Origin of the sequence: Lachnospira pectinoschiza (assembly GCF_020564355.1) — a bacterium.
Taxonomy (GTDB): domain Bacteria; phylum Bacillota; class Clostridia; order Lachnospirales; family Lachnospiraceae; genus Lachnospira; species Lachnospira intestinalis.
Map to the genome: position 1 here is coordinate 145481 of NZ_JAJCRR010000002.1, position 20855 is coordinate 166335.

General features: G+C 42.5%; 15 protein-coding genes. 12 read left to right on the forward strand and 3 right to left on the reverse strand.

Annotation, left to right across the window (positions count from 1 at the left end; genetic code table 11):
* The first annotated feature begins 14 nt into the window (after positions 1-14).
* Entirely contained in the window at positions 15-899 is an 885-nt protein-coding gene (locus LI288_RS03965) for an NAD(P)/FAD-dependent oxidoreductase (protein WP_227089510.1), read from the forward strand.
* A 109-nt stretch (positions 900-1008) separates the two neighbouring features.
* Positions 1009-2262, forward strand: a complete 1254-nt coding sequence (gene hisS, locus LI288_RS03970) for a histidine--tRNA ligase (RefSeq protein ID WP_022432853.1) — start codon at positions 1009-1011, stop codon at positions 2260-2262.
* Positions 2263-2318: 56 nt separating this feature from the next.
* Here the strand turns inward: hisS and LI288_RS03975 are convergent, their stop codons facing one another.
* Positions 2319-2786 (reverse strand): hypothetical protein, encoded by a 468-nt coding sequence (locus tag LI288_RS03975; protein ID WP_227089511.1) that lies wholly within the window; start codon positions 2784-2786, stop codon positions 2319-2321.
* A gap of 105 nt (positions 2787-2891) precedes the next feature.
* On the opposite strand from LI288_RS03975, the gene LI288_RS03980 reads away from it, so the two are divergent.
* Both LI288_RS03980 and addA read left to right on the forward strand, forming a co-directional pair.
* A complete protein-coding gene (locus LI288_RS03980) occupies positions 2892-6218 on the forward strand; it encodes a PD-(D/E)XK nuclease family protein (RefSeq protein ID WP_227089512.1) in 3327 nt (1108 codons plus the stop codon).
* Positions 6157-9930, forward strand: coding sequence for a helicase-exonuclease AddAB subunit AddA (addA, locus tag LI288_RS03985; protein WP_227089513.1), 3774 nt, complete (start codon positions 6157-6159; stop codon positions 9928-9930). Before LI288_RS03980 ends, addA begins: the two co-directional genes overlap by 62 nt.
* 77 nt (positions 9931-10007) lie before the next feature.
* Here the strand turns inward: addA and LI288_RS03990 are convergent, their stop codons facing one another.
* On the reverse strand, positions 10008-10736 hold the full coding sequence (locus tag LI288_RS03990) for a hypothetical protein (protein WP_227089514.1): 729 nt from the start codon (positions 10734-10736) through the stop codon (positions 10008-10010).
* A gap of 216 nt (positions 10737-10952) precedes the next feature.
* Here LI288_RS03990 and LI288_RS03995 point away from each other — a divergent pair, with 216 nt between their 5' ends.
* Together LI288_RS03995 and LI288_RS04000 are read left to right on the forward strand one after the other, a co-directional pair.
* The gene (locus tag LI288_RS03995) at positions 10953-11465 is read left to right on the forward strand and encodes an HD domain-containing protein (protein WP_022432849.1); all 513 of its coding nucleotides are present in this window, start codon (positions 10953-10955) and stop codon (positions 11463-11465) included.
* Positions 11466-11482: 17 nt separating this feature from the next.
* The gene (locus tag LI288_RS04000; protein WP_022432848.1) at positions 11483-11680 is read left to right on the forward strand and encodes a hypothetical protein; all 198 of its coding nucleotides are present in this window, start codon (positions 11483-11485) and stop codon (positions 11678-11680) included.
* Positions 11681-11759: 79 nt separating this feature from the next.
* Here LI288_RS04000 and arcC read toward each other — a convergent pair whose 3' ends face one another.
* Positions 11760-12698, reverse strand: coding sequence for a carbamate kinase (arcC, locus tag LI288_RS04005; RefSeq protein ID WP_022432847.1), 939 nt, complete (start codon positions 12696-12698; stop codon positions 11760-11762).
* 314 nt (positions 12699-13012) lie between these two features.
* Here arcC and LI288_RS04010 point away from each other — a divergent pair, with 314 nt between their 5' ends.
* The 6 genes from LI288_RS04010 to LI288_RS04035 all read left to right on the forward strand — a co-directional run bounded on the left by LI288_RS04010 (position 13013) and on the right by LI288_RS04035 (position 20820).
* Positions 13013-13849, forward strand: a complete 837-nt coding sequence (locus LI288_RS04010) for a S8 family peptidase (protein WP_227089515.1) — start codon at positions 13013-13015, stop codon at positions 13847-13849.
* 139 nt (positions 13850-13988) lie between these two features.
* Positions 13989-14732, forward strand: coding sequence for a hypothetical protein (locus LI288_RS04015; RefSeq protein ID WP_227089516.1), 744 nt, complete (start codon positions 13989-13991; stop codon positions 14730-14732).
* Positions 14733-14874: 142 nt separating this feature from the next.
* Positions 14875-15573, forward strand: coding sequence for an ABC transporter ATP-binding protein (locus LI288_RS04020; RefSeq protein WP_022432844.1), 699 nt, complete (start codon positions 14875-14877; stop codon positions 15571-15573).
* 18 nt (positions 15574-15591) lie between these two features.
* Positions 15592-17862 (forward strand): ABC transporter permease, encoded by a 2271-nt coding sequence (locus tag LI288_RS04025; RefSeq protein WP_227089517.1) that lies wholly within the window; start codon positions 15592-15594, stop codon positions 17860-17862.
* Positions 17863-17970: 108 nt separating this feature from the next.
* Positions 17971-18687: a response regulator transcription factor gene (locus tag LI288_RS04030; protein WP_227089518.1), complete on the forward strand. Its 717-nt coding sequence runs from the start codon at positions 17971-17973 to the stop codon at positions 18685-18687.
* Positions 18688-18714: 27 nt separating this feature from the next.
* The gene (locus tag LI288_RS04035) at positions 18715-20820 is read left to right on the forward strand and encodes a sensor histidine kinase (RefSeq protein ID WP_227089519.1); all 2106 of its coding nucleotides are present in this window, start codon (positions 18715-18717) and stop codon (positions 20818-20820) included.
* The last annotated feature ends 35 nt before the right edge of the window (positions 20821-20855 follow it).

Consider the following 20855-nt stretch of genomic DNA (forward strand, 5'->3'; position numbering starts at 1 on the left):
AAGGAGCATGACAAGTGGCACAGGATATAAAGACTGCGGACATTGCGATTATCGGTACAGGACCGGCGGGCATTTCTGCCGCTATTACCGCAAAAATCAGAAATAAAGAGATATTTTTGTTCGGCGCTGAGCCGGTGAGCAGTAAGGTGGCAAAAGCACACCGGATTTTAAATTATCCGGGACTGCCTGCCGTTTCGGGAGAGGAGCTGGCACAGGCATATAAAAGACATTTGGACGAATTGCAGATTGCGGTTACGAAAAAAAGAGTTCATGCCGTTTATGCAATGGGCAGTTATTTTGCCATTCAGGCAGGACAGGAGCAGTACCGGGCAGACAGCGTGATTTTAGCCTGCGGCATGACGGCGGATAAGCCGTTTCCGGGTGAAAATGAATTTTTGGGACGCGGCGTCAGCTATTGTGCAACGTGTGATGCACAGTTTTTTAAAGGAAAGACGGTCGCAGTTATCGGATATACTAAAGAATCCGTTGAGGAAGCACAGTATTTAGCGGAAATTGTGGGAAAAGTGTTATACTTTCCAATGGGCAAAGAAGCTGTATTGCCGGGGCTTTCCGGTAACATTGAAATCTGTACGGAAAAGCCGGCAGAGATTACCGGCACGATGAAAGTGGAGCAGTTAAAGACTGACGGAAAGCTGTATCCGGTGGACGGCATTTTCATTTTACGGGAAGCCGTCTTTCCGGGACAGCTCGTTCCGGGCTTAAAGACCGAAAAAAATCATGCCGCCGTCAATCTGCAGATGGAAACGAATGTGGCGGGATTATTTGCCTGCGGCGATATTGCGGGAACGCCGTATCAGTATATTAAAGCGGCGGGACAGGGCAATGTTGCGGCACTTTCGGCAGTGTCTTATTTAAACCGTAAAAAAGAAACCGTGTGATGACCGTGTGCTTAGGGCGCAAAGAAGTGTGTGAAAGACCTTGTATTTCAAATGCCGGATATGGTATGATAAGAAGAAGTGAGTTTAAGGAAAAGTCTAGGAGGCAATTATGAAGGTTACACCGGTTAAAGGAACAAACGATTATCTTCCAAAGGAAGTGGAAATCAGGGATTATTTACAGCAGAAGATTCTTGAAGTCTATCTTGCCAATGGATTTGAACATATTATTACACCTGTAATTGAAGATATTGAAAATCTGGATAAAAGTGATGGCGGAGAAAATCTGAACCTCATTTTCAAGATTATGAAGCGCGGCGACAAGCTGGATAAGGCACTGGCATCAGGCGTGACTTCGGAAAATGAGAATGTGCTTGCGGATATGGGACTGCGTTATGATTTGACACTGCCGCTCAGTAGATATTATGCGAATAATAAAGACAAGCTGACACTTCCGATGAAATGTATCCAGATGGATCGTGTGTATCGTGCAGAACGTCCGCAGAAGGGCAGATTAAGAGAATTTATCCAGTGTGATATTGATATTATCGGTTCAGAATCCAACGATTCGGAAATCGAGCTGATTTTAACAACCACAAAGGCATTACAGGCAATCGGCATGAAGAATTTCAAAGTTAAGTTAAACGACAGAAGACTGTTACGTGCCGTATTAATGCAGATGGGCTTTGCGGAAAATGAATTAGACAGTGTGTGCATTACATTTGATAAGCTGGATAAAATCGGCATGGACGGTGTAGAAGCAGAACTGACAGAAAAAGGATTTGCAAAAGAAGCCATTACAAAGTTTACACAGTTCCTTGAAAAAAATGATTTTAGTCTGGATTCTTTAAAGGATATGCTGGAAGATAAAGAACCGGCAGAGAGTCTTGAAAAGATTATGACAACAGTGAAGGCACTTTCAGCAGGGGCATACGATGTGGTCTTTGATTTATCACTGGTCAGAGGACAGGGATACTACACAGGAACCGTTTTTGAAGTGGAAAGCATTGACTTTAAGGGCGCAATCGCAGGCGGTGGAAGATATGACAATCTGATTGGCAAGTTCTTAAACCAGTCCATTCCGGCAGTCGGATTTTCAATCGGATTTGAGCGTATTTTCTCTATCCTTATGCAGAACGGCATTGAAATTCCGGACGGCAGTAAAAAGATTGCCGTATTATATGAAGACGGACATTTAACAGAAGCTGTCAAGACAGCTGAAAAGTTAAGAAGTGAAGGCATGATTGCATCCCTTTATATAAAACCGAAAAAGACCGGTAAGTTTTTAAGTAAATTAGAGGAGCGCGGCTATGCCGGATTTTACAATGTAGAACAGGCAGAAGAAGTCAGCTACTTTGGTGCATAAAAGGAAAAGAGCTGTGGCACAAAAATCAGAAATCCTGATTGCGTGCCACAGCCTTTTTATTGTATCGTGCATTTATCGAGTGCTGTCTGAATGGCATTCAGAAGCATTGTAGCGGTGTATTTGTTCTCAGCGGGATATGTAATATTTTTGGTAGAACCGCTTTCAATTACGGAAGCACACAGTTCGGAAAAGGTGCTTTCCAAAGAAGGGTAGAGCGTTGTAACCGGTTCGGATAAGTTTACGAGTGCAATATTCTGAATACGGTTTTTATCGACTGTCACTTCGATATCTACGGCGTTGCCGTTTAAAGAAACACCGGCTCTGTAAACACCCGGTGTATAGCAGGCGGAAACACCCGCAGAAACAGATTTGGCACCGTTGACAGAGCTGGCTGCGGCATCTTTAGAGCCGCCTGCAAGCGATGAAATCATAAAAATCAGTAAAAGAATGGCAATCACCGCGGCAATGGCACCAATCAGCAGTTCACGGCGGTGTAAAACGATAATTTTTGTCTTTGAATTCATATCCACACACTTCCATAATTGTTATCATTGATGGTATACTATATGCAGAAAATGATTGAATCATGACATAATAATCGCCGGAGGTCCGGCAGAAATGAGGGAAATATGTCCTTACAGTTTATTACAGGGGGAAGCGGTGCAGGAAAATCAGAATATTTAAGCCGTTTAGTCTGTGAAGAATCTGTCAGAAGACCGCATGACAATTTTATTGTGGTTGTTCCTGAACAATATACTATGGAAACACAAAAAAAACTGGTGCATATGCATTCACGCAAGGGAATTTTAAATATTGATGTTGTCAGCTTTGAACGCCTTGCATACAAGGTTTTTGAAGAACTGGGCGGCGGAAACCGTCCGGTGTTAGACGATACCGGAAAGAACCTGATTGTACGGCGCGTACTTGAAAAAGAGAAGAAAAAGCTGGATTACTTTGGCAGCAGTATTGAAAAAACAGGTTTTGTTTCGGAGTTAAAATCCGTGATTTCCGAACTGCTTCAATATGGTATTACACCGCAGCAGCTTGGTGAAATCGGAGAGAATGTCAAAGAAAAGCAGCAGCTCTCCGCAAAATTAAAAGATATCCGTCTGGTTTACAAAGAATTTATGGCATTTTTGTCAACCAATTATATTACGTCTGAGGAAATTTTAGACGTATTATGCGGACTGGTGGAAAAATCAAAGCTGATTGCCGGTTCGGAAATTATTTTTGATGGATTTACCGGGTTTACACCGATTCAGTACAAACTCATGCGTCTGTTGCTGGTATACAGCAAAGGTATTAAAATATCAGTAACGATTGATAAAAAGGAACGTCCGACAGGACATGAAGGCTGGAACAACCTGTTTTTTATGAGTAAAGAGATGATGAACCGTCTAATTGCGATTTGTGAGGAAGAAGGAATCAACGTTGACGATACCGTGTGCGTGGACAGGGACATCAATTACCGCTATGAGGGTGCGAAGGACTTAGCATATCTTGAAAGAAATCTGTTCCGCTATAAGGGCGGGGTGTACACCGGTACACCGGAAAATATCCGCATTTACGAGGGTAGTAATCCCAAAGAGGAATTGCAGTATATCGTATCCGAGATTTTACAGCTGACAAGAAAAGAGGGCTTTCGTTATCGTGATATTGCCGTTGTTACGGCAGATTTGGAAACATACGGAAAAGTTGCCGCCAATATGATGAAACAAAATGACATTCCGGCGTTTTTGGATTATAAACGCTCTGTTGCCGCCAATCCGTATGTGGAAATGCTTTGCAGTGCCTTGGAGATTGTAGAAAAAGGATATCCGTATGACACGATGTTCCGATATCTGCGTACGGGGCTGACCGGCATTTCAAGACATGACATCGATATGCTGGAAAATTACTGTCTGGCGGTAGGTATCCGCGGCAGCCGTGCATGGCATGAACCGTGGAAAAAGAAAATGAAAAGAAGCACGTACCAGCCGGAACTGGAAACGTTAAATGCCCTGCGGGAGCAGATTATGGCGCCGTTTTTGAATCTGGAGGCGGTTTTAAAGGATAAAGAAGCCAATGTGCGGGCATATGTCACAGCCGTTTATGAATTTGTGACGGCTCTGCACAGTGCCGAGCAGATAAAGGCGCTTTCGGAGTGTGAACCTGCCGGCAATGAATATGAACAGCTCTATGCAAAGGTGCTTGAATTGTTTGACAGGATTGTGGAACTGCTCGGTGAAGAAAATGTTTCATTAAAGGAATTTAACAGGATTGTAGCGGCGGGCTTTGAAGAAATGAAAGTGGGACTGCTTCCGCCGACCTCCGACTGTGTGATGATTGGTGATATCGAAAGAACACGTCTTGACAATGTCAAAGTGCTGTTTTTTGCGGGAGTCAATGACGGTGTTGTGCCAAAGAAAAATGAAAATTGCAGTGTGCTGTCGGAAACCGACCGCAGTATACTGGAAGCACAGGAAATCGTACTGTCACCTTCTGCAAGGGAAAAAGCATTTATACAGAAATTTTATCTGTATCTGATGATGACAAAGGCTTCACACCGGCTGTATTTATCGTATGCAAAAAAAAGCAGTGACGGAAAGACGGCACTTCCGTCATATTTAATCCGTAATGTAAGACGCATGTTTCCGGATGTGCGCATAACGGATGCCGACGGGCAGGATGGACAGTTTGTCTATTTAAAGATTCCGAAGCAGGATATTGAGTGGAATACGGAAAATTATATTAAGACGTTGAGTGAAAATGCGGCGCTTTTGTTATACGGAACACAGCTAAAGGGTAGTATTTCGGCATTTGAAACGTATGCTTCCTGCCGTTTTGCGTATTTTCTGGAATATGGCTTAAAGCTTTCACAAAGAGAAGAATACCGTTTTGCGGTACAGGATTTCGGTACGGTTCTGCACGGTGTTTTGGAAGATGTGTCGCGGCAGTTAAAAGAGGAGAAAAAATCCTTTTCCCTGTTATCCGATGAAGAACGAAAAAAGCGCGTATCCGAAAGCGTTGTGCGGATTGCTGCAGAGTACGGCAACACCATTTTAAAGGATAACAGCCGTAACGAATACATGATTAAAAGGCTCACCGATTTGGCGGACAGGACGGTCTGGGCAATCGGAAAGCAGTTAGAGCGCGGTGAATTTGCACCCGATGCATATGAAATGAACTTTTTAGTTGATGAGCATGAGGTACTTGGTGACAAGTCGCTTTATATGCAGGGCAAAATTGACCGCATTGATATTTGTGAAGATGATAACAATGTTTATGTGCGCGTGGTGGATTACAAAACCGGCAAATCGGATTTTGATTTGTTAAAGACATTTTACGGCTTAAAATTACAGCTTGTAACATATATGAAGGCGGCACAGCGCATTGAAAAAAAACGGCATCCGGATAAGAATATTATTCCGGCGGGGATTCTTTATTACAATATTGACAATCCGATTATAGAAGTACAGAGCATGCCCGATGAAGAAGATGCAGATTATCGTGAAGCCGTTGATGAAATGATATTGGAAAATCTGCGTATGAAAGGTGTTGTCAATGAGGATACGGAAATTATCCGTAAAATGGATGACCGCGGAGGAAAGTCGGCGGTTATTCCGGTTGCGTTTAAATCAAACGGGGAGCTGGATATGCGAAGCCACATTTACAGCACGCAGAAGTTTGAACAGCTCACAGACTATGTCACCGAAAAGTCGGCAGATATGGCGGCGGGAATTTTTGGTGGAAATGTGGACGTTAATCCGTACCACACGCAGAAGGAAGATGCCTGTACCTATTGTCCGTACCATGCGGTATGCGGTTTTTCACCGGATATTCCGGGAGGGCAGTCACGCAGCTTAAAGACATTCAGTGATGAGGAAATATGGAAAAAAATCAGGGAAGGAGTTGATGAAAATGGCAAACCGCTGGACAGAAAAACAGTTCAAGGCAATCCGGACAAACGGCTGTAATATTTTAGTTGCTGCCGCCGCAGGTTCGGGTAAAACGGCGGTGCTGGTAGAACGCATTATCCGAAAAATCACGGCAGAAGATGGCACAGACGTGGACAGAATGGTCGTTGTAACCTTTACAAAGGCGGCGGCGGCGGAAATGAAGCAGAGAATCCGGGAGACACTTGATGCAATGCTTCAGGAGAATCCGGGAAACGAGCGGTTAATCCGTCAGATGACGTTGATTCACAATGCCCCGATTACGACGATTGACAGCTTCTGTTTAAATATTGTGCGCAATTATTTTACGGATATTGAATTAGATCCGGGTTTCAGGATTGCGGATGAAGGTGAAATGAAGCTGCTTGAAAATGATGTTATGGAGGAGATGCTGGAGGAATATTATGCTTCTGAAAATCAGGTGTTCTTTGATTTTGTCGATGCGTATGGAACGGGACGTGACGATACGAAAATCGTGGATATTATTTTAAAATTATACCGCTTTGCAAGAAGCTATCCGTGGCCGGAGGAATGGTTTAAAGACTGCCTGTGCATTTACAGGCAGGCAGATATCGACACGGCAGAACAAAATGCCGCAATCAGTTATCTTTTTGATACGGTCAGAAGACGTTTTAAAGACTATGACAGACAGTATGAAAAACTGGAAAGTATCTGCAATGAGCCGGATGGACCGCTGATGTATGCAGCAGCAGTACAGTCTGACCATGCGGGAATCCGTCAGATTCTGGATACACAGAGTTATGAAGAACTGGTGCGTAAAGTGCGCCTGCTGTCTTTTGAAACGTTGGGAAGAAGCCGCAGTAAGGACATTTCAGAGGTAAAGAAGGCAGCAGTCAAGCAAATCCGCGATGAATATAAGGCTTATGTGACAAAGACATTACAGGCGAAATTATTTACAAAGGAATTTGCAAATTTATTAGAGGATATCCGGGAAAATAAACCGGCAGTTGAAATGATGATGACACTCGCACAGGATTTTTACAGGCGCATGGATACAGAAAAGCGTGAAAGAAATGTCATTGATTTTAACGATATGGAGCATATGGCACTAAATATTTTAGTCAAAAAAACAGAAAACGGCATGGAATACACCAAAGCGGCAGATGATTTAAGTGCATATTACGAGGAGATTCTCATAGACGAATATCAGGACAGTAATATGCTTCAGGAGGTTATTCTGACTGCGGTATCTAAGGGAAAATACAATGAAGCGGATAACAATATCTACATGGTGGGTGATGTGAAGCAGAGCATTTACAAGTTCCGTCTGGCGTGTCCGAAGCTGTTTATGGATAAGTACAGTACATATACCGATACGGACAGTCCGAATGTCAGGATTGAACTGCAGACCAATTTCCGAAGCCGCGAAAATGTACTTGAATGTACGAATGATGTTTTTTACAGGGCGATGAATCCGTACTTTGCAGAGATTGAGTATGATGACAGGGCAAGGTTAAATGCCGGGTTTGAGTATCCGAAATATCAGGCGCAGAATGAAAATGCGATGACATTTGCAGATGATCCGGATACGATGATTTATATGATTGATATGAATCAGGAAAAACTTTCCCCGGAGGACGAAGACCGTTCCGCAAGAGAGCGTGAAGGCGCTGCTGCCGCGGCTTTGATTCAACGGCTGACACAGCCAAAGCAAGACGGCAGTTTTTATATGGTTTATGATAAAAATGCCGAAAACGGCTACAGGAGAATCCGTTACAGTGACATCGTGATTCTGACAAGGACTGTCAGCGGCTGGGCGGATACATTTGTCAATGTGCTGATGAATGAAGATATTCCGGCATATTGTGACACGTCAGAAGGATATTTTGATGTGCGTGAGGTCAAACTGCTGTTATCGTATCTTGCCGTAATAGATAATCCACTGCAGGATATTCCCATGGCGGCGGTCATGCTGTCCTTTTTTGGCAGATTTACAACGGAAGAACTCACACAGATTCGCATGAAAGACACCACAAAGCATTTGTATGACGTCATGCAGGAAAGCGATGATAAAAAAGTCGTGCAATTTTTAAAACAACTCGACAGTTTCAGGGAAAAGGCAGAGCGTTATCCGGTCAGTGATGTTTTGTGGGAGCTGATGTATGATACGGGATATTACCACTATGCCGGAACAATGCCGGCAGGTACTCAGCGGCAGGCAAATCTGGATATGCTTTATACAAAGGCGGCGGCATTTGAAAAGACCAGTTACAGCGGACTGTTTCAGTTTCTGCGCTATATTGAGCGCCTTAAAAAATACGAGGTGGATTTTGCGGAAGCTTCCGTGCTTGGTGAAAATGAAAATCTGGTGCGTGTGATGAGTATTCATAAAAGTAAGGGGCTGGAATTTCCGGTTGTCATTCTGGCAGGAATGGGAAAGAGCATTAACCAGATGGATTCCCGCGGGGAAGTGGTCCTGGATACGGACTTTGGTGTCGGAACAAATGTGGTACATTTAGATAAACGTATCAAGAATCCGACTCTGTTAAAATCAGCGGTATCACAAAAGCTTATACAGGAAACAATCAGCGAGGAACTGCGTGTGCTGTATGTTGCCATGACAAGAGCGAGGGAAAAGCTGTATATGATTGGCACCGTAAAAGACGCACAAAAAGCAGTAGAGGGCTGGCAGGCGGTTTCAGATGAATTGCTTGCCGGAGGCTGGTATTCGTACTCGTATGAAGCCGGTTTGAAAAATTATTTTGATATGGTCATGCCGGCAGTATTGCTGCCGCAGAATCTGCGTAAAGGGACGTTTCAGATTGTGGAATTTAAGAAAGAAGAATTGCAGGTAAGTGATGATATTTCAATGGAAGTATCACAGGCAGAGACGGATATTTCAAAAGAAGCAGGGCAGGCGGAGTCTGATATGCGGCAGGCAGCGGAAGCAGGAGAAGTTGCAAAGGCAGAGATGAATGATGCCGGAAATGGCACTGGGCAGCAGAATCCGGCAGGACAGGAATTAGAAAAAATGCCGGATTATCCGTATGCCGATGAACCGGTTATGAAACCGAAGGTCACAGTGTCGGAATTAAAGAAAATGCAGCAGGATTCGGATTTTGCAGAAACCGCCTATATGCCGGAAAGCTTAAAACAGGCAGTGGATGAACAAAATGAAGATGAATTATTGCCGGAATTTATCGCAGGCAGGAAAAAGACGTTACAGGGAAGCCGGAGAGGTACAGCATATCATCGCGTGATGGAATGTATGGACTATGATACAGAACCAGAAAATACTGCTGTAAAAGCATTTTTAAAGCGGCTTGTAGAGGAAGAAAAGCTTACCAAACAGCAGGCGGACAGTATCCGTGTATCCGATATTGTTGCATTTATGAAAAATCCACTGTTTGAACGGATGAAACGGGCAAAACAGGCAGGTGTTTTTCATACGGAACAACCGTTTGTCTTTATTGATTTATCCGAACAGTCTGATAAATCAAAACAGGACGATACGAACCAGCCGGATAAAAACAATGGCGGACAGTTGATCCAGGGTGTTATTGATGTATATTTTGAAGAAGATGGAAGTCTTATTCTGGTGGATTACAAAACGGATAAGGTGTCAAAAAAAGGCGGTGAAGACGAATTGCGCAGGCGGTATGCACTCCAGTTAGAATACTATGCAAAAGCGCTGTCGCAGCTGCTTCAGAAACCTGTAAAGGAAAAAATTATCTATTCATTTTCATTGGGGAAAGATATAGAGCTTGAATAATTTTAATATCATCGTGGAAAACAAAGACAAGACCGTGTTTGTTTTCCACGATTTTTTAGGAAATAAAAGCACAAGAATTAGGAAATCTTTGCAAGCTGTGTACTGTGCTTCATAATGACATCCTTCATAACAAGGATATCAGACTGGATTGATTCAAGCTGGTTTATACCCTGGGAATATCTTTCATATGTAGATACATAGCAGGACTCAATCGTGTTCAGACGTGGAACAACATTCTGTTCCAGTGTGAGGTTAATCTGCGTAAGCTGTGACTGCAAAGAATCCCTTGTTTCGGCGATTTCGGTACGGAGGGAGCTTTGCAAAGAATCCCTTGTTTCAGCAATCTCAGCATGCAGGGCTTCGCGTGTTTCGGCGATTTCGGCACGAAGAGAACTTTGCAAAGAATCCCTTGTTTCAGCAATCTCAGCATGCAGGGTTTCGCGTGTTTCGGCGATTTCAGCACGAAGAGAATTCTGCAAGGAATCCCGTGTTTCGGCGATTTCGGCACGGAGGGAATTCTGCAGGGAATCCCTTGTTTCAGCAATCTCAGCATGCAGGGCTTCCCGTGTTTCGGCGATTTCAGTACGAAGAGAACTCTGCAGGGAATCCCGCGTTTCGGCTATTTCAGCACGAAGAGAATTCTGTAAGGAATCCCTTGTTTCGGCGATTTCGGCACGGAGGGAACTTTGCAAAGAATCCCGTGTTTCGGCGATTTCAGCATGCAGAGAATTCTGCATATTTTCCAGCATACCAGATATTTCCCCTAATAAGTAGGTTACGGTTTTGTTGGATAACTCGTTTGACATATTTTCACCACCTTTCGTATTCTTAGTATACAGATAATAACATACTATAACGCATTTGTCTATATTTATTTGACCGTAATTTCAGATGAAATTTTTATGAAATTTTTAAAGGGCATTTTGTTTTCGGATAACAGTTGTCTTCAAAGAAGGGGTATAGTATAATAATACAAATTGTTTTAATTGCAGATAAGAAATCACTTAGGAATGGAGTTTAGTATGGAAACAGGAAAGGTCATTGAGGCTGCAATTGCTTATTTTGAAAATGATATTCGCAGAATCAGCCATTTGCTGAAAGTATATGGTTTTGCAAAGGCGATTGGAGAGAAGGAACAGCTGGATTTATTTACAATGGAATGTCTGGAAACCGCGGCAGTGCTTCATGATATCGGCATTAAAATATCAGAGGAAAAATATCAATCCAGTGCAGGAAAGTATCAGGAACTGGAGGGACCACCGGTGGCTGCTGTAATTTTAAAGAAACTGGAATTTCCGGCGCCGGTGACAGAGCGGGTGGCATATCTGATTGGACACCATCACACCTATGATAAAATAGAGGGAATGGATTATCAGATTTTAGTTGAGGCAGATTTTCTGGTAAATATCAATGAAGACGGCTTGGACAGCAGTAAGCAGGGGCTGGATTCTATCCGGAAAATCAAAGAAAATATTTTTAAAACGAAAACAGGAACTAAAATATTAGAGTCTATATATCTGAGTAAAGTAAATTAAAAGAAATGGAGAAAAAAATGGCAAATCAGGTCAATAGCAGTACATTTAAAAAGAATCAGTCACAGAAGAAAAAGAATCCGTGGATACCGCTGGTTGTTATCGTAGTTCTTGCGTTGTTAATGGTTTTGTTAAACTATTTTATGTTAGATGTAACCAATGCGGTATATCAGACACAGCAGGAAACCGTACAGACAGAATCAACTACGGCAGAGTAAAGCAACAGTCAATAAAAGCAAACAAAAAGGAGAAATTTCTAAAATCAGAAATTTCTCCTTAATTTTTTACGCAATATTTTTATGCGGTAATTGTTGTTCCTGTCTTTCCGGCAAGACTTGATTTTGCCTTGTCAAGGTTTGAAATAACGGCCTTTCTTTCGGAATCAGCAGTTACGAAACGAATGGAAGCGTCAACCTTTGGAAATGTTGTCTTTGCAGGGAAATGACCGGCTTTGATATAAGTGTGTAAGTCGGAAGCAGAAACCTGTTCAAAGACTTTTTCATTTGGTGTTCCTTTTTCAATTGTAAGATTGTCGTATGCTGTCAGGAATAATAAAGTCTGTGCGTTGACCAGTTCTGCCAGTTTGGCAGCAGTGTAGTCCTTTTCAATAATGGCGCTGGCACCTTTTAAATGTGTTCCCTGCTGTAGTACAGGAATACCACCGCCGCCGGCAGCGATTACAATCTGGTCTGCATCAAGCAGTGCCTTTACGGCATCAATTTCATAAATGTCGATTGGCAGTGGAGCAGCGATAATTCTTCTGAATTTACCCGGTTCTTCTTCAACAACATGGTTGCCTTTTTCTTCCTCGGCTTCGGCTTCTTCTTTTGACATAAATCTGCCAATGATTTTGGAAGGTTCGCTGAATGCCGCATCAAACGGGTCTACACGGACCTGTGTAATGATTGTAGAAACAGTTTTATAAATGCCGCGGTTTAATAATTCCTCGCGGATTGCATTTTGTAAGTCGTAACCGATATATCCCTCACTCATTGCACCGCAGACGGACATCGGGGCAACGGTTCTGTCGTCTGGATTTAAACGGGCAAATTCAGTCATTGCAGTCTGAATCATGCCGACCTGCGGACCGTTGCTGTGCGTAATGACAATCTGATATTTTTCTTCTACTAAATCTGCAATTGCAGCAGCAGCTTTTTTAACATTTTCCTGCTGTTCCGGGAAAGTTTCACCAAAAGAATTTCTTCCGAGAGCAACAACGATTCTTTTCTTATCCATATTAATCCTCATTTCTGCGCACGCTTTGTAATTCTAAGTTGTATTGCACATAACAGGCTTGTGCCAAGTGCGCAAAGTCACAAATCCTGCAAATGAATTCTGATACTTTATTATAAAATATTTGCAGGGAAAAAGCAAATATTATCAAGCATGAAAAATAAACAGCATTTTTGGCAGATGAGAAATCGCCGGGTGCAAGTAGTAACATTGAAGATATTTACCATATAATAAATACAGATAGGTGGAGGGTAAATAGCTTTGGCGGTATTTACATCGCAGATTTATGACAAAGCTGCTCGAAAGTGAGGAGTTGTATGCAGACAGGAGTTGCAATTGTAGATACAGGAATTTACCGGCATAGAGATTTTGGCAGCCGTATTACCGGTTTCGTTGATTTGGTTCATGGGAAAAACAGCGTTTATGATGATAGCGGACATGGGACACATATCGCGGGAATCATAGGCGGGGACGGGAGTGCATCCCGTGGACGGTATAAAGGAATTGCCCCGCATTCGGCACTGATAGGTATAAAAGTTCTGGATGCACAGGGAAACGGGAAAATTTCAGATGTGGTGGAAGGACTCCGATGGATTTTAGAACAGAGAGAGCGGTATAATATCCGGGTTGTTAATATTTCGTTCGGAACGGTACCGGACCATGATGTGCAGGAAGAAAAACAGCTTAACCGGCAGGTGGAACAGCTATGGGATGCCGGAATTGTTGTGGTAGCGGCGGCAGGAAACAGCGGACCGGACAGAAACAGTATCACCGCACCGGGAAACTGTAAAAAAATTATAACCGTCGGTTCGTATGACGATACCAATTTTTCTGGTGTACGCGGAAGGAAAGTGCGGTATTATTCCGGCAGAGGACCGACGGAGGAATGTGTGATCAAGCCAGAGGTTGTTGTGACAGGATCCAATATTATTGCGTGCAGCAACCGTAAGGATGCATATGCAAAAAAAAGCGGAACATCAATGTCTGCTCCCATTGTCAGCGGAGCAGTTGCCAGACTTTTAGAGGAAAGACCGGACTATACACCGAAAGGTGTAAAAATGCGGCTGTTAAAGTGCTGTGAGACTATTGCAATTCCGGAAAATCAGCAGGGTTTCGGCGTACTGAACATAGTGAAATTTATAACGAGTGGGTAAAATAGTGTATGGTCATATGGTTTATTTGAAAAAATACAGGATTTAATGTGATAATACTTATAATTATAAAAATGTGTTATTATAATACAGAATACATTTTTCAGGGGGAATGAGTACAAAAGAAACTGGAGGAGGAAAAATGTACGTTTGCTATTCTAGAAGCAAAAACGAAAGTCATGCAAAAGCCGTTTTGTATCACTTGGAAAATTGGGGATTTACAATGCCTGAAGAAGACGGAGAGAAAAATATTATGAGAGAGGTGACGTATGAACAGGAATGTGAAAGTATCGCAAGGCATCAGGAAGCCGTAGTAGTTTTAACACCGCAGCTGATACAGGATATAACAGCTCTTGTGGAGCTGGATATTTTAAAAAGCAGCTTTGAAAAGGGCAGAATTAAAATTGTTGTATTTTTATACGGGGTTGAATCTTCTACACTGCCGCAAAGACTTTCGTGGCTTGGAAAGGCACAGCTTGTGCGGGTTACGGGAATGGAATCGGTATTTGAGGGAATGTGCCATGCAGTGGCAGTGCGGATTGAGGAGGAGCTGTTTAAACAGGGTGATTTTAACAGCTGTAAGAAGAAATTTTATGCGTTTTTGGCACGGGATGCGTATTTAAAATGCATTTTTCGTGAGTATACAAGTCTGGAAGCGTATGCCGCAGGAACAAAGATTGTGCTTATTTATGCAATGTACTGTTATATTGAAATGAGGTACACAACAAGGATAACGGAGCCGTTTTACGGCAATTGTATCCGTAAACTGTATGAAAATGTAGATTATTATACACAGTGGGGAACATTGCAGTTAAGAATTGCGGAACGCAGTCTGTTTTTAAGCATTTGTCATATGAAAGAAATACCGGAAGAAAAAGCAGTTTAGATTTATGCGCAGGGAAAGAAGATAGGGGAAATAAATAGAACTTGACAAAAGAGTTAGACAGGGCTAACATTATGAAAGAAGTTAGCGTTGTCTAACTCTTTTTATGTTACGATAAATGAACATAGTCGGTAAGGAGAAATTTATGTTTTTAGAGATTGAACAATTACGGAAAAGTTATGGAACGGGTGAAAACAAAGTGGAGGTTTTAAAAGGGATACAGCTTGGTGTGGAGAAAGGGAAAATCTGCGTACTGCTGGGACCTTCCGGTTCGGGAAAATCTACACTGCTTAATATCGTAGGAGGCATTGACACGGCAGATTCCGGCAGTGTTACCGTAGCAGGCGAGGTTATGCAGGGCATGAACGACAGGCAGCTGACAGAATACAGAAGAAAGCATTTAGGCTATGTATTTCAGGCATATAATCTTATCGGAAATCTGACGGTACGTGAAAATATCGAAGTCGGCGCATATTTAAGCAGCCAGCCGTTAGATATTGATGAACTGCTTGATGTGCTGGGACTGACAGAACATCAGAACAAAATTCCGAGCCAGTTGTCCGGCGGTCAGCAGCAGCGGACGGCAATCGGCAGGGCAATCGTGAAAAATCCGGATATTCTGCTCTGCGACGAGCCGACCGGCGCTCTTGATTATCATACCTCAAAGGATATTCTGGCACTGATTGAGCGGGTCAATCAGAAATACGGCAATACAATTGTCATAGTCACCCACAATGACGCGATTAAAAATATGGCAGACCAGATTGTAAAGCTCAAAGACGGTCAGATTCAGGATGTTGAAATGAATGCCGCTAAAGTACCGGCGGAGCAGTTAGAGTGGTAAAACGGGGAGGTAAACAGCATGAAAAATCCATTGCGAAAGCGTTTTTTAAGGGAATTAAAGCAGGATTTCGGAAAATATGCCGTGATATTTTTGTTTATAACACTGACAATCGGGTTTATTTCAGGTTTTCTGGTCGCTGATAACAGCATGACCCATGCATACGATGAAAGCTTTGAAAAATACAATATTGAAGACGGCAATTTTGAATTGGAACAAAAGGCAGATGCGGTGCTGCTTAAAAAAGTAGAATCAGAAAATGATGTGGTGCTGTATGAGAACTTTTATAAGGAAGTACCAAAAGCCATCTCAAATGCGACACTGCGTATTTTCGGCGAGAGAAATGATATAAACCTGGTGTGTGTCATGGAAGGCAGAGCACCGCAGAAGGATGGAGAGATTGCACTCGACCGCCTGTTTGCCGAAAACAGGGAATTAAAAATCGGGGATTCGGTTGTTCTTGGCGGAGAGAAGCTTGAGATTGTAGGAACAGTGGCACTGTCCGATTATAGCGCGCAGTTTCAGAACAATTCGGATATGATGTTTGATGCAACAAACTTTGGTGTTGCCATTGTAACGAAAGGTCAGTATGACAAACTGGATGCGGGAACGGAGCATTTCATATATTCATGGAAAAATAATAAGACGGATTTGACGGATTCACAGCAGCGTGATTTGTCCGATGACATTTTAAAACAGCTCGTTTCCCTGCGGGCGGGCATTACCAATATTACACCGGCAGTAGAAAATCAGGCCATTCATTTTACGGGTGATGATATGGGCAGTGATAAGAGCATGATCCAGGTACTTTTATATGTCATCATGGTTATTCTGGCATTTATTTTCAGTGTAACGATTGCAAGCATTATTGAAAAGGAAGCTTCTGAAATCGGTACAATGAGGGCGCTTGGCTTTACCAGAGGTGAACTGCTGCGTCACTATATTACACTTCCGGTTACGGTAACACTGATTTCCTGTGTGCTGGGAAATATATTGGGATATACAGTATTTAAAGATGTCATGGCAGGAATGTATTATCACAGTTACAGTCTTCCGACATATATTACATTGTGGAATCCTTATGCATTTGTGATTACAACGGTTGTGCCGTGCATGATTATGATTGTGGTCAATACAATTGTATTGTATACAAAGTTAAAATTATCACCGCTTAAATTCCTGCGCCACGATTTAAACCACTGGCGTGAGAAAAAGGCAGTGCGCCTGCCAAAGGTTTCTTTTATGGCAAGATTCCGGATGCGTATCCTGATTCAGAACAAGGTAAATTATCTTGTGATGTTTTTAGGCGTAACATTTGCAAGTCTGCTCATTTTCTTCGGACTTTTGATGACACCGCTTTTAGACCACTACGGTATGCTGGTAGAGGAAAATATGATCAGCGATTACCAGTACGTGTTAAAAATGCCGGTGCAGACGAAAAATGAAGCTGCGGAAAAGTATGCGGTCAAGTCACTGATACTGGATAAAACCGACAGAAAATTAAAGGAAGAAATCAATGTCTACGGCATCCGTGAAGATTCAGATTACATTACAGGCATTGAGTTACAAAAAAACGGCAACGGGGTCTATGCTTCTGAGGGTATTTTAGAAAAATATAAACTTTCAGTCGGCGATACGCTTGCGCTAAAAGACGAGTACAGCGATGACACCTATGAATTTGAAATCCTTGGCACGTATCCTTATCCGGCATCCTTTACGGTATTTATAAGCAGCAGCCGGTTTGAAGAACTGTTTGACAAGGAAGAAGGCTATTTTAACGGATATTTCAGCAATGAAGAACTGACCGATTTGGACAGTAAGGCAGTAGCGACAACGATTACATATGATGATATGACAAAGGTTGTGCGACAGTTAAAGGATTCCATGGGACAGATGTTCCCGCTGATAACAGTATTTTCCGTATTTATGGCAGTCCTGATTTTCTATCTGCTGTCAAAAATTGTGGTGGAAAAAAATGCAACGGCAATTTCCATGCTGCGTATTTTAGGGTATAATAAATCAGAAACCGCAAAGCTGTATATGATGTCTACTACGATTGCAGCCGTGATTTCTGTATTGTTAAGCCTTGGCATTGCGGCTGTTGTGATGCGGGTGCTTTACGATTATTTTATGCAGGAAATGGCAGGCTGGCTTACCTATTACGTGGACCCGGCAAATTATGTGTGGGCAGTTGTACTGGGAATGGCATCATACGGTGTTTCAGCGGCGTTACAGTATCGCAAAATAGGAAAAGTAGGCTTAGAAGCAGCACTCAAGAGGGCAGATTTATAAAAACGACATTGCAGTGCTTAATTTGTTAAGAAAAATTTAAGAAGAATCAAAACTCCTTTCTAAGATTTCCTTCCTATACTACATGCATGCTTAGAAAAGGAGGAAGCAATGGAAGCTAATATATTAGTTGTTGAAGATGAAAAAGGAATACGGGATGCCATAACGATTTACTTAAAAAATCAGGGGTATTATGTTTATGAAGCCGAAAACGGCGTACAGGGACTTGAAATGGTAGAAAATCACACCATTCATCTGGCAATCGTAGATATTATGATGCCGGTTATGGATGGAATTACCATGACGATGAAGCTGCGTGAAAAATATGATTTCCCGTTGATATTTTTAAGTGCCAAATCAGAAGACATTGATAAAATCACAGGGTTAAATATCGGTGCAGACGATTATATCACAAAGCCCTTTGGCTCAATGGAACTGCTCGCAAGAGTCCATGCCAATCTGCGCCGGTATGAACAGATTTTGCAGTTAAAAAATGCGGCAGCCGTGTCCCAGAAAGAAACAGAAGAAGCGCATACGCTGACGGCAGGCGGACTGGAACTGGATTTGTATACCAAACAGCTTACGGTGGACGGAAAAAATGTAAAGCTGACCCCAAAAGAATACGCGATTTTGGAGCTTTTAATGCGTTCACCGGGCAGGGTTTATTCGGCAGAACAGATTTATGAAAATGTCTGGAAAGAGGAAGCCATAAACACCGAAACCATCATGGTACATGTCCGAAAGCTGCGTGAAAAAATTGAAGTCAATCCCAGAAATCCACGGTATCTGAAAGTGGTGTGGGGTATCGGCTACAAAATTGAAAAATAAAAAACGTTTGCAGGAAGGAGAACGTTTATGGAAAAGAAGAAAAAAAGAGGATTTGTGCTTGGATTTGTGGCACTTTTAAGCGTGATATCAATCGGCATGATTTTGCTGTGCCGGAATATTCAATCAGAAAATCAGGGTACGCAGACAGTAGATGTCAGTGCAGTCAGCAGGAAAATGCTGCTGTTTATGCTTGATCAGACACGTGTTGTCAATAAAGACTATTCCGTGCTGTCGCTGGGAGAAGATGTTCCATACAGTATCCGTTCAGAACTGGAATATGTTATGGAAGAAGAACTGCTTACGGCAAGGGCAGATTTTATCAACTCGCCCAATTTTGCATATCGTATTACCAATACGGCTACCGGCGAAAAAACCGAGGGCGGCGATACGTCACTTTTTGTAAAAGACCATCAGATGTACAGTACATTTACTTATGATGCCGATGGAAATGTAACAAGTACGGGAGATTATGTTTCTACGGATTTTACTTATATGAGTGCATACCAGCTGCTTAAAAACAGTATCTCAATTTCCACCAGCAATGCGAGAGAAACGTATGAGATTTATGGAAAGAGTATTCCAAAATCCCAGATTCAGCTTCGTGTGCCGCAGAATCTCAAAGCTGAATTTGCCATTCCGCAGAATCTGACTGAAAATAATGATATCATCTGGTACAATACCGGGAATCTTGTTCATGGAGAAATGAGCGGCAGATTTTTAGCTGTTACGTGCTGTATGATGGTATTTTTTATCGGTTTATATATTCTGTTTTATCCGGTGAGTGTGGAACAGGAAGTCAACCCATTCGCATTTATGCGAAAAATAAAGGCGGAAATCAAATGGGCATTTTTAGGGACGGTGCTTTGTCTTGCGTACATCGGCATGGCATTTTTGGACGTGTATACCATGACCGGGGAATTGCAGACAGCACTGCAAATGCTTGGAATACCGTATGCAGAGCTTGTGCCTGTTGTGTTACAGTTTATCGGAATGATGCTTACAGGATTGTTTACAGCCATGGGTATTTTTGAAATCAAATATATGCTGACATCAGGTTTTTGCCGGTATTGGAAAGAAGATTCCCTTATCGGAAGCATCTGCGGAAATGTGAAAAGACGCTTTGAAAAGCTTTCAGAGGTGGATTTGAGCGACAAAACAGATACGGTGCTTTTAAAGTATGTACTGATACAGATGGTAATCGTCGGTGTGATTGCGTGCTTTTGGAGTTTTGGTATTGTGCTTTCAGTCCTTTACAGCGTGCTGTTGTTTTTCTATATCAGGAAGAAGCTAAAAAAAGTACAGAAGGATTATCAGGTTTTGTTAAAAGAAGCACACCAGCTTGCAGATGGCAGATTTGATGAAGAGCTCACACAGGACGTCGGTATTTTTAATGCGTTGGGCGACGAATTAAAAAATGTCCGTATCGGCTTTGAAAAAGCGGTCAGTGAGGAAATAAAATCGCAGAATATGAAGACGGAGCTGATAAGCAATGTTTCGCACGATTTAAAAACACCGCTGACCGGTATTAAAAACTATGCGGAGCTCCTGGGACAGGACAATGTAAGCGGGCAGGATAAGCAGGTGTATCTGGAAAATTTACAGCATTATATTGACCGGTTAAACAATCTGATTGAGGATTTGTTTGAAGTCAGCAAGGTCAACAGCGGCAATATTGAGTTAAATCCCGTGGAGCTGAATGTCGTTGCACTGATACAACAGGCACAGGCGGAAACGGAGGATTTGTTAAAACAGAAAAATCTGACGGTGATTCTTGATGCACCGGAAAACGGTATTGTGCAGGCATTAGACGGTGATAAGACGTACCGTATTTTTGAAAATCTGTTTACGAATATTGCAAAGTACACACTGCCCGGCACGCGGGTTTATGTGAGCGCCACGGCACAGCCTGAATACACGGAAATTGTATTTAAAAATATTTCAGAAGCACAGATGAATTTTACACCGGAAGAAATCGTGGAGCGTTTTGTGCGCGGGGACAAATCCCGTCACGAAAGTGGAAGTGGCATCGGACTGGCGATTGTGAAAAGCTTCACAGAGGTACAGAACGGAACATTTTCGATTGAGATTGACGGAGATTTATTTAAGGCGGTTGTGCGGTTCAAAGTAAATTGAACTTGCAGAAACGTTGGTATTATTTGCCGGCAGAA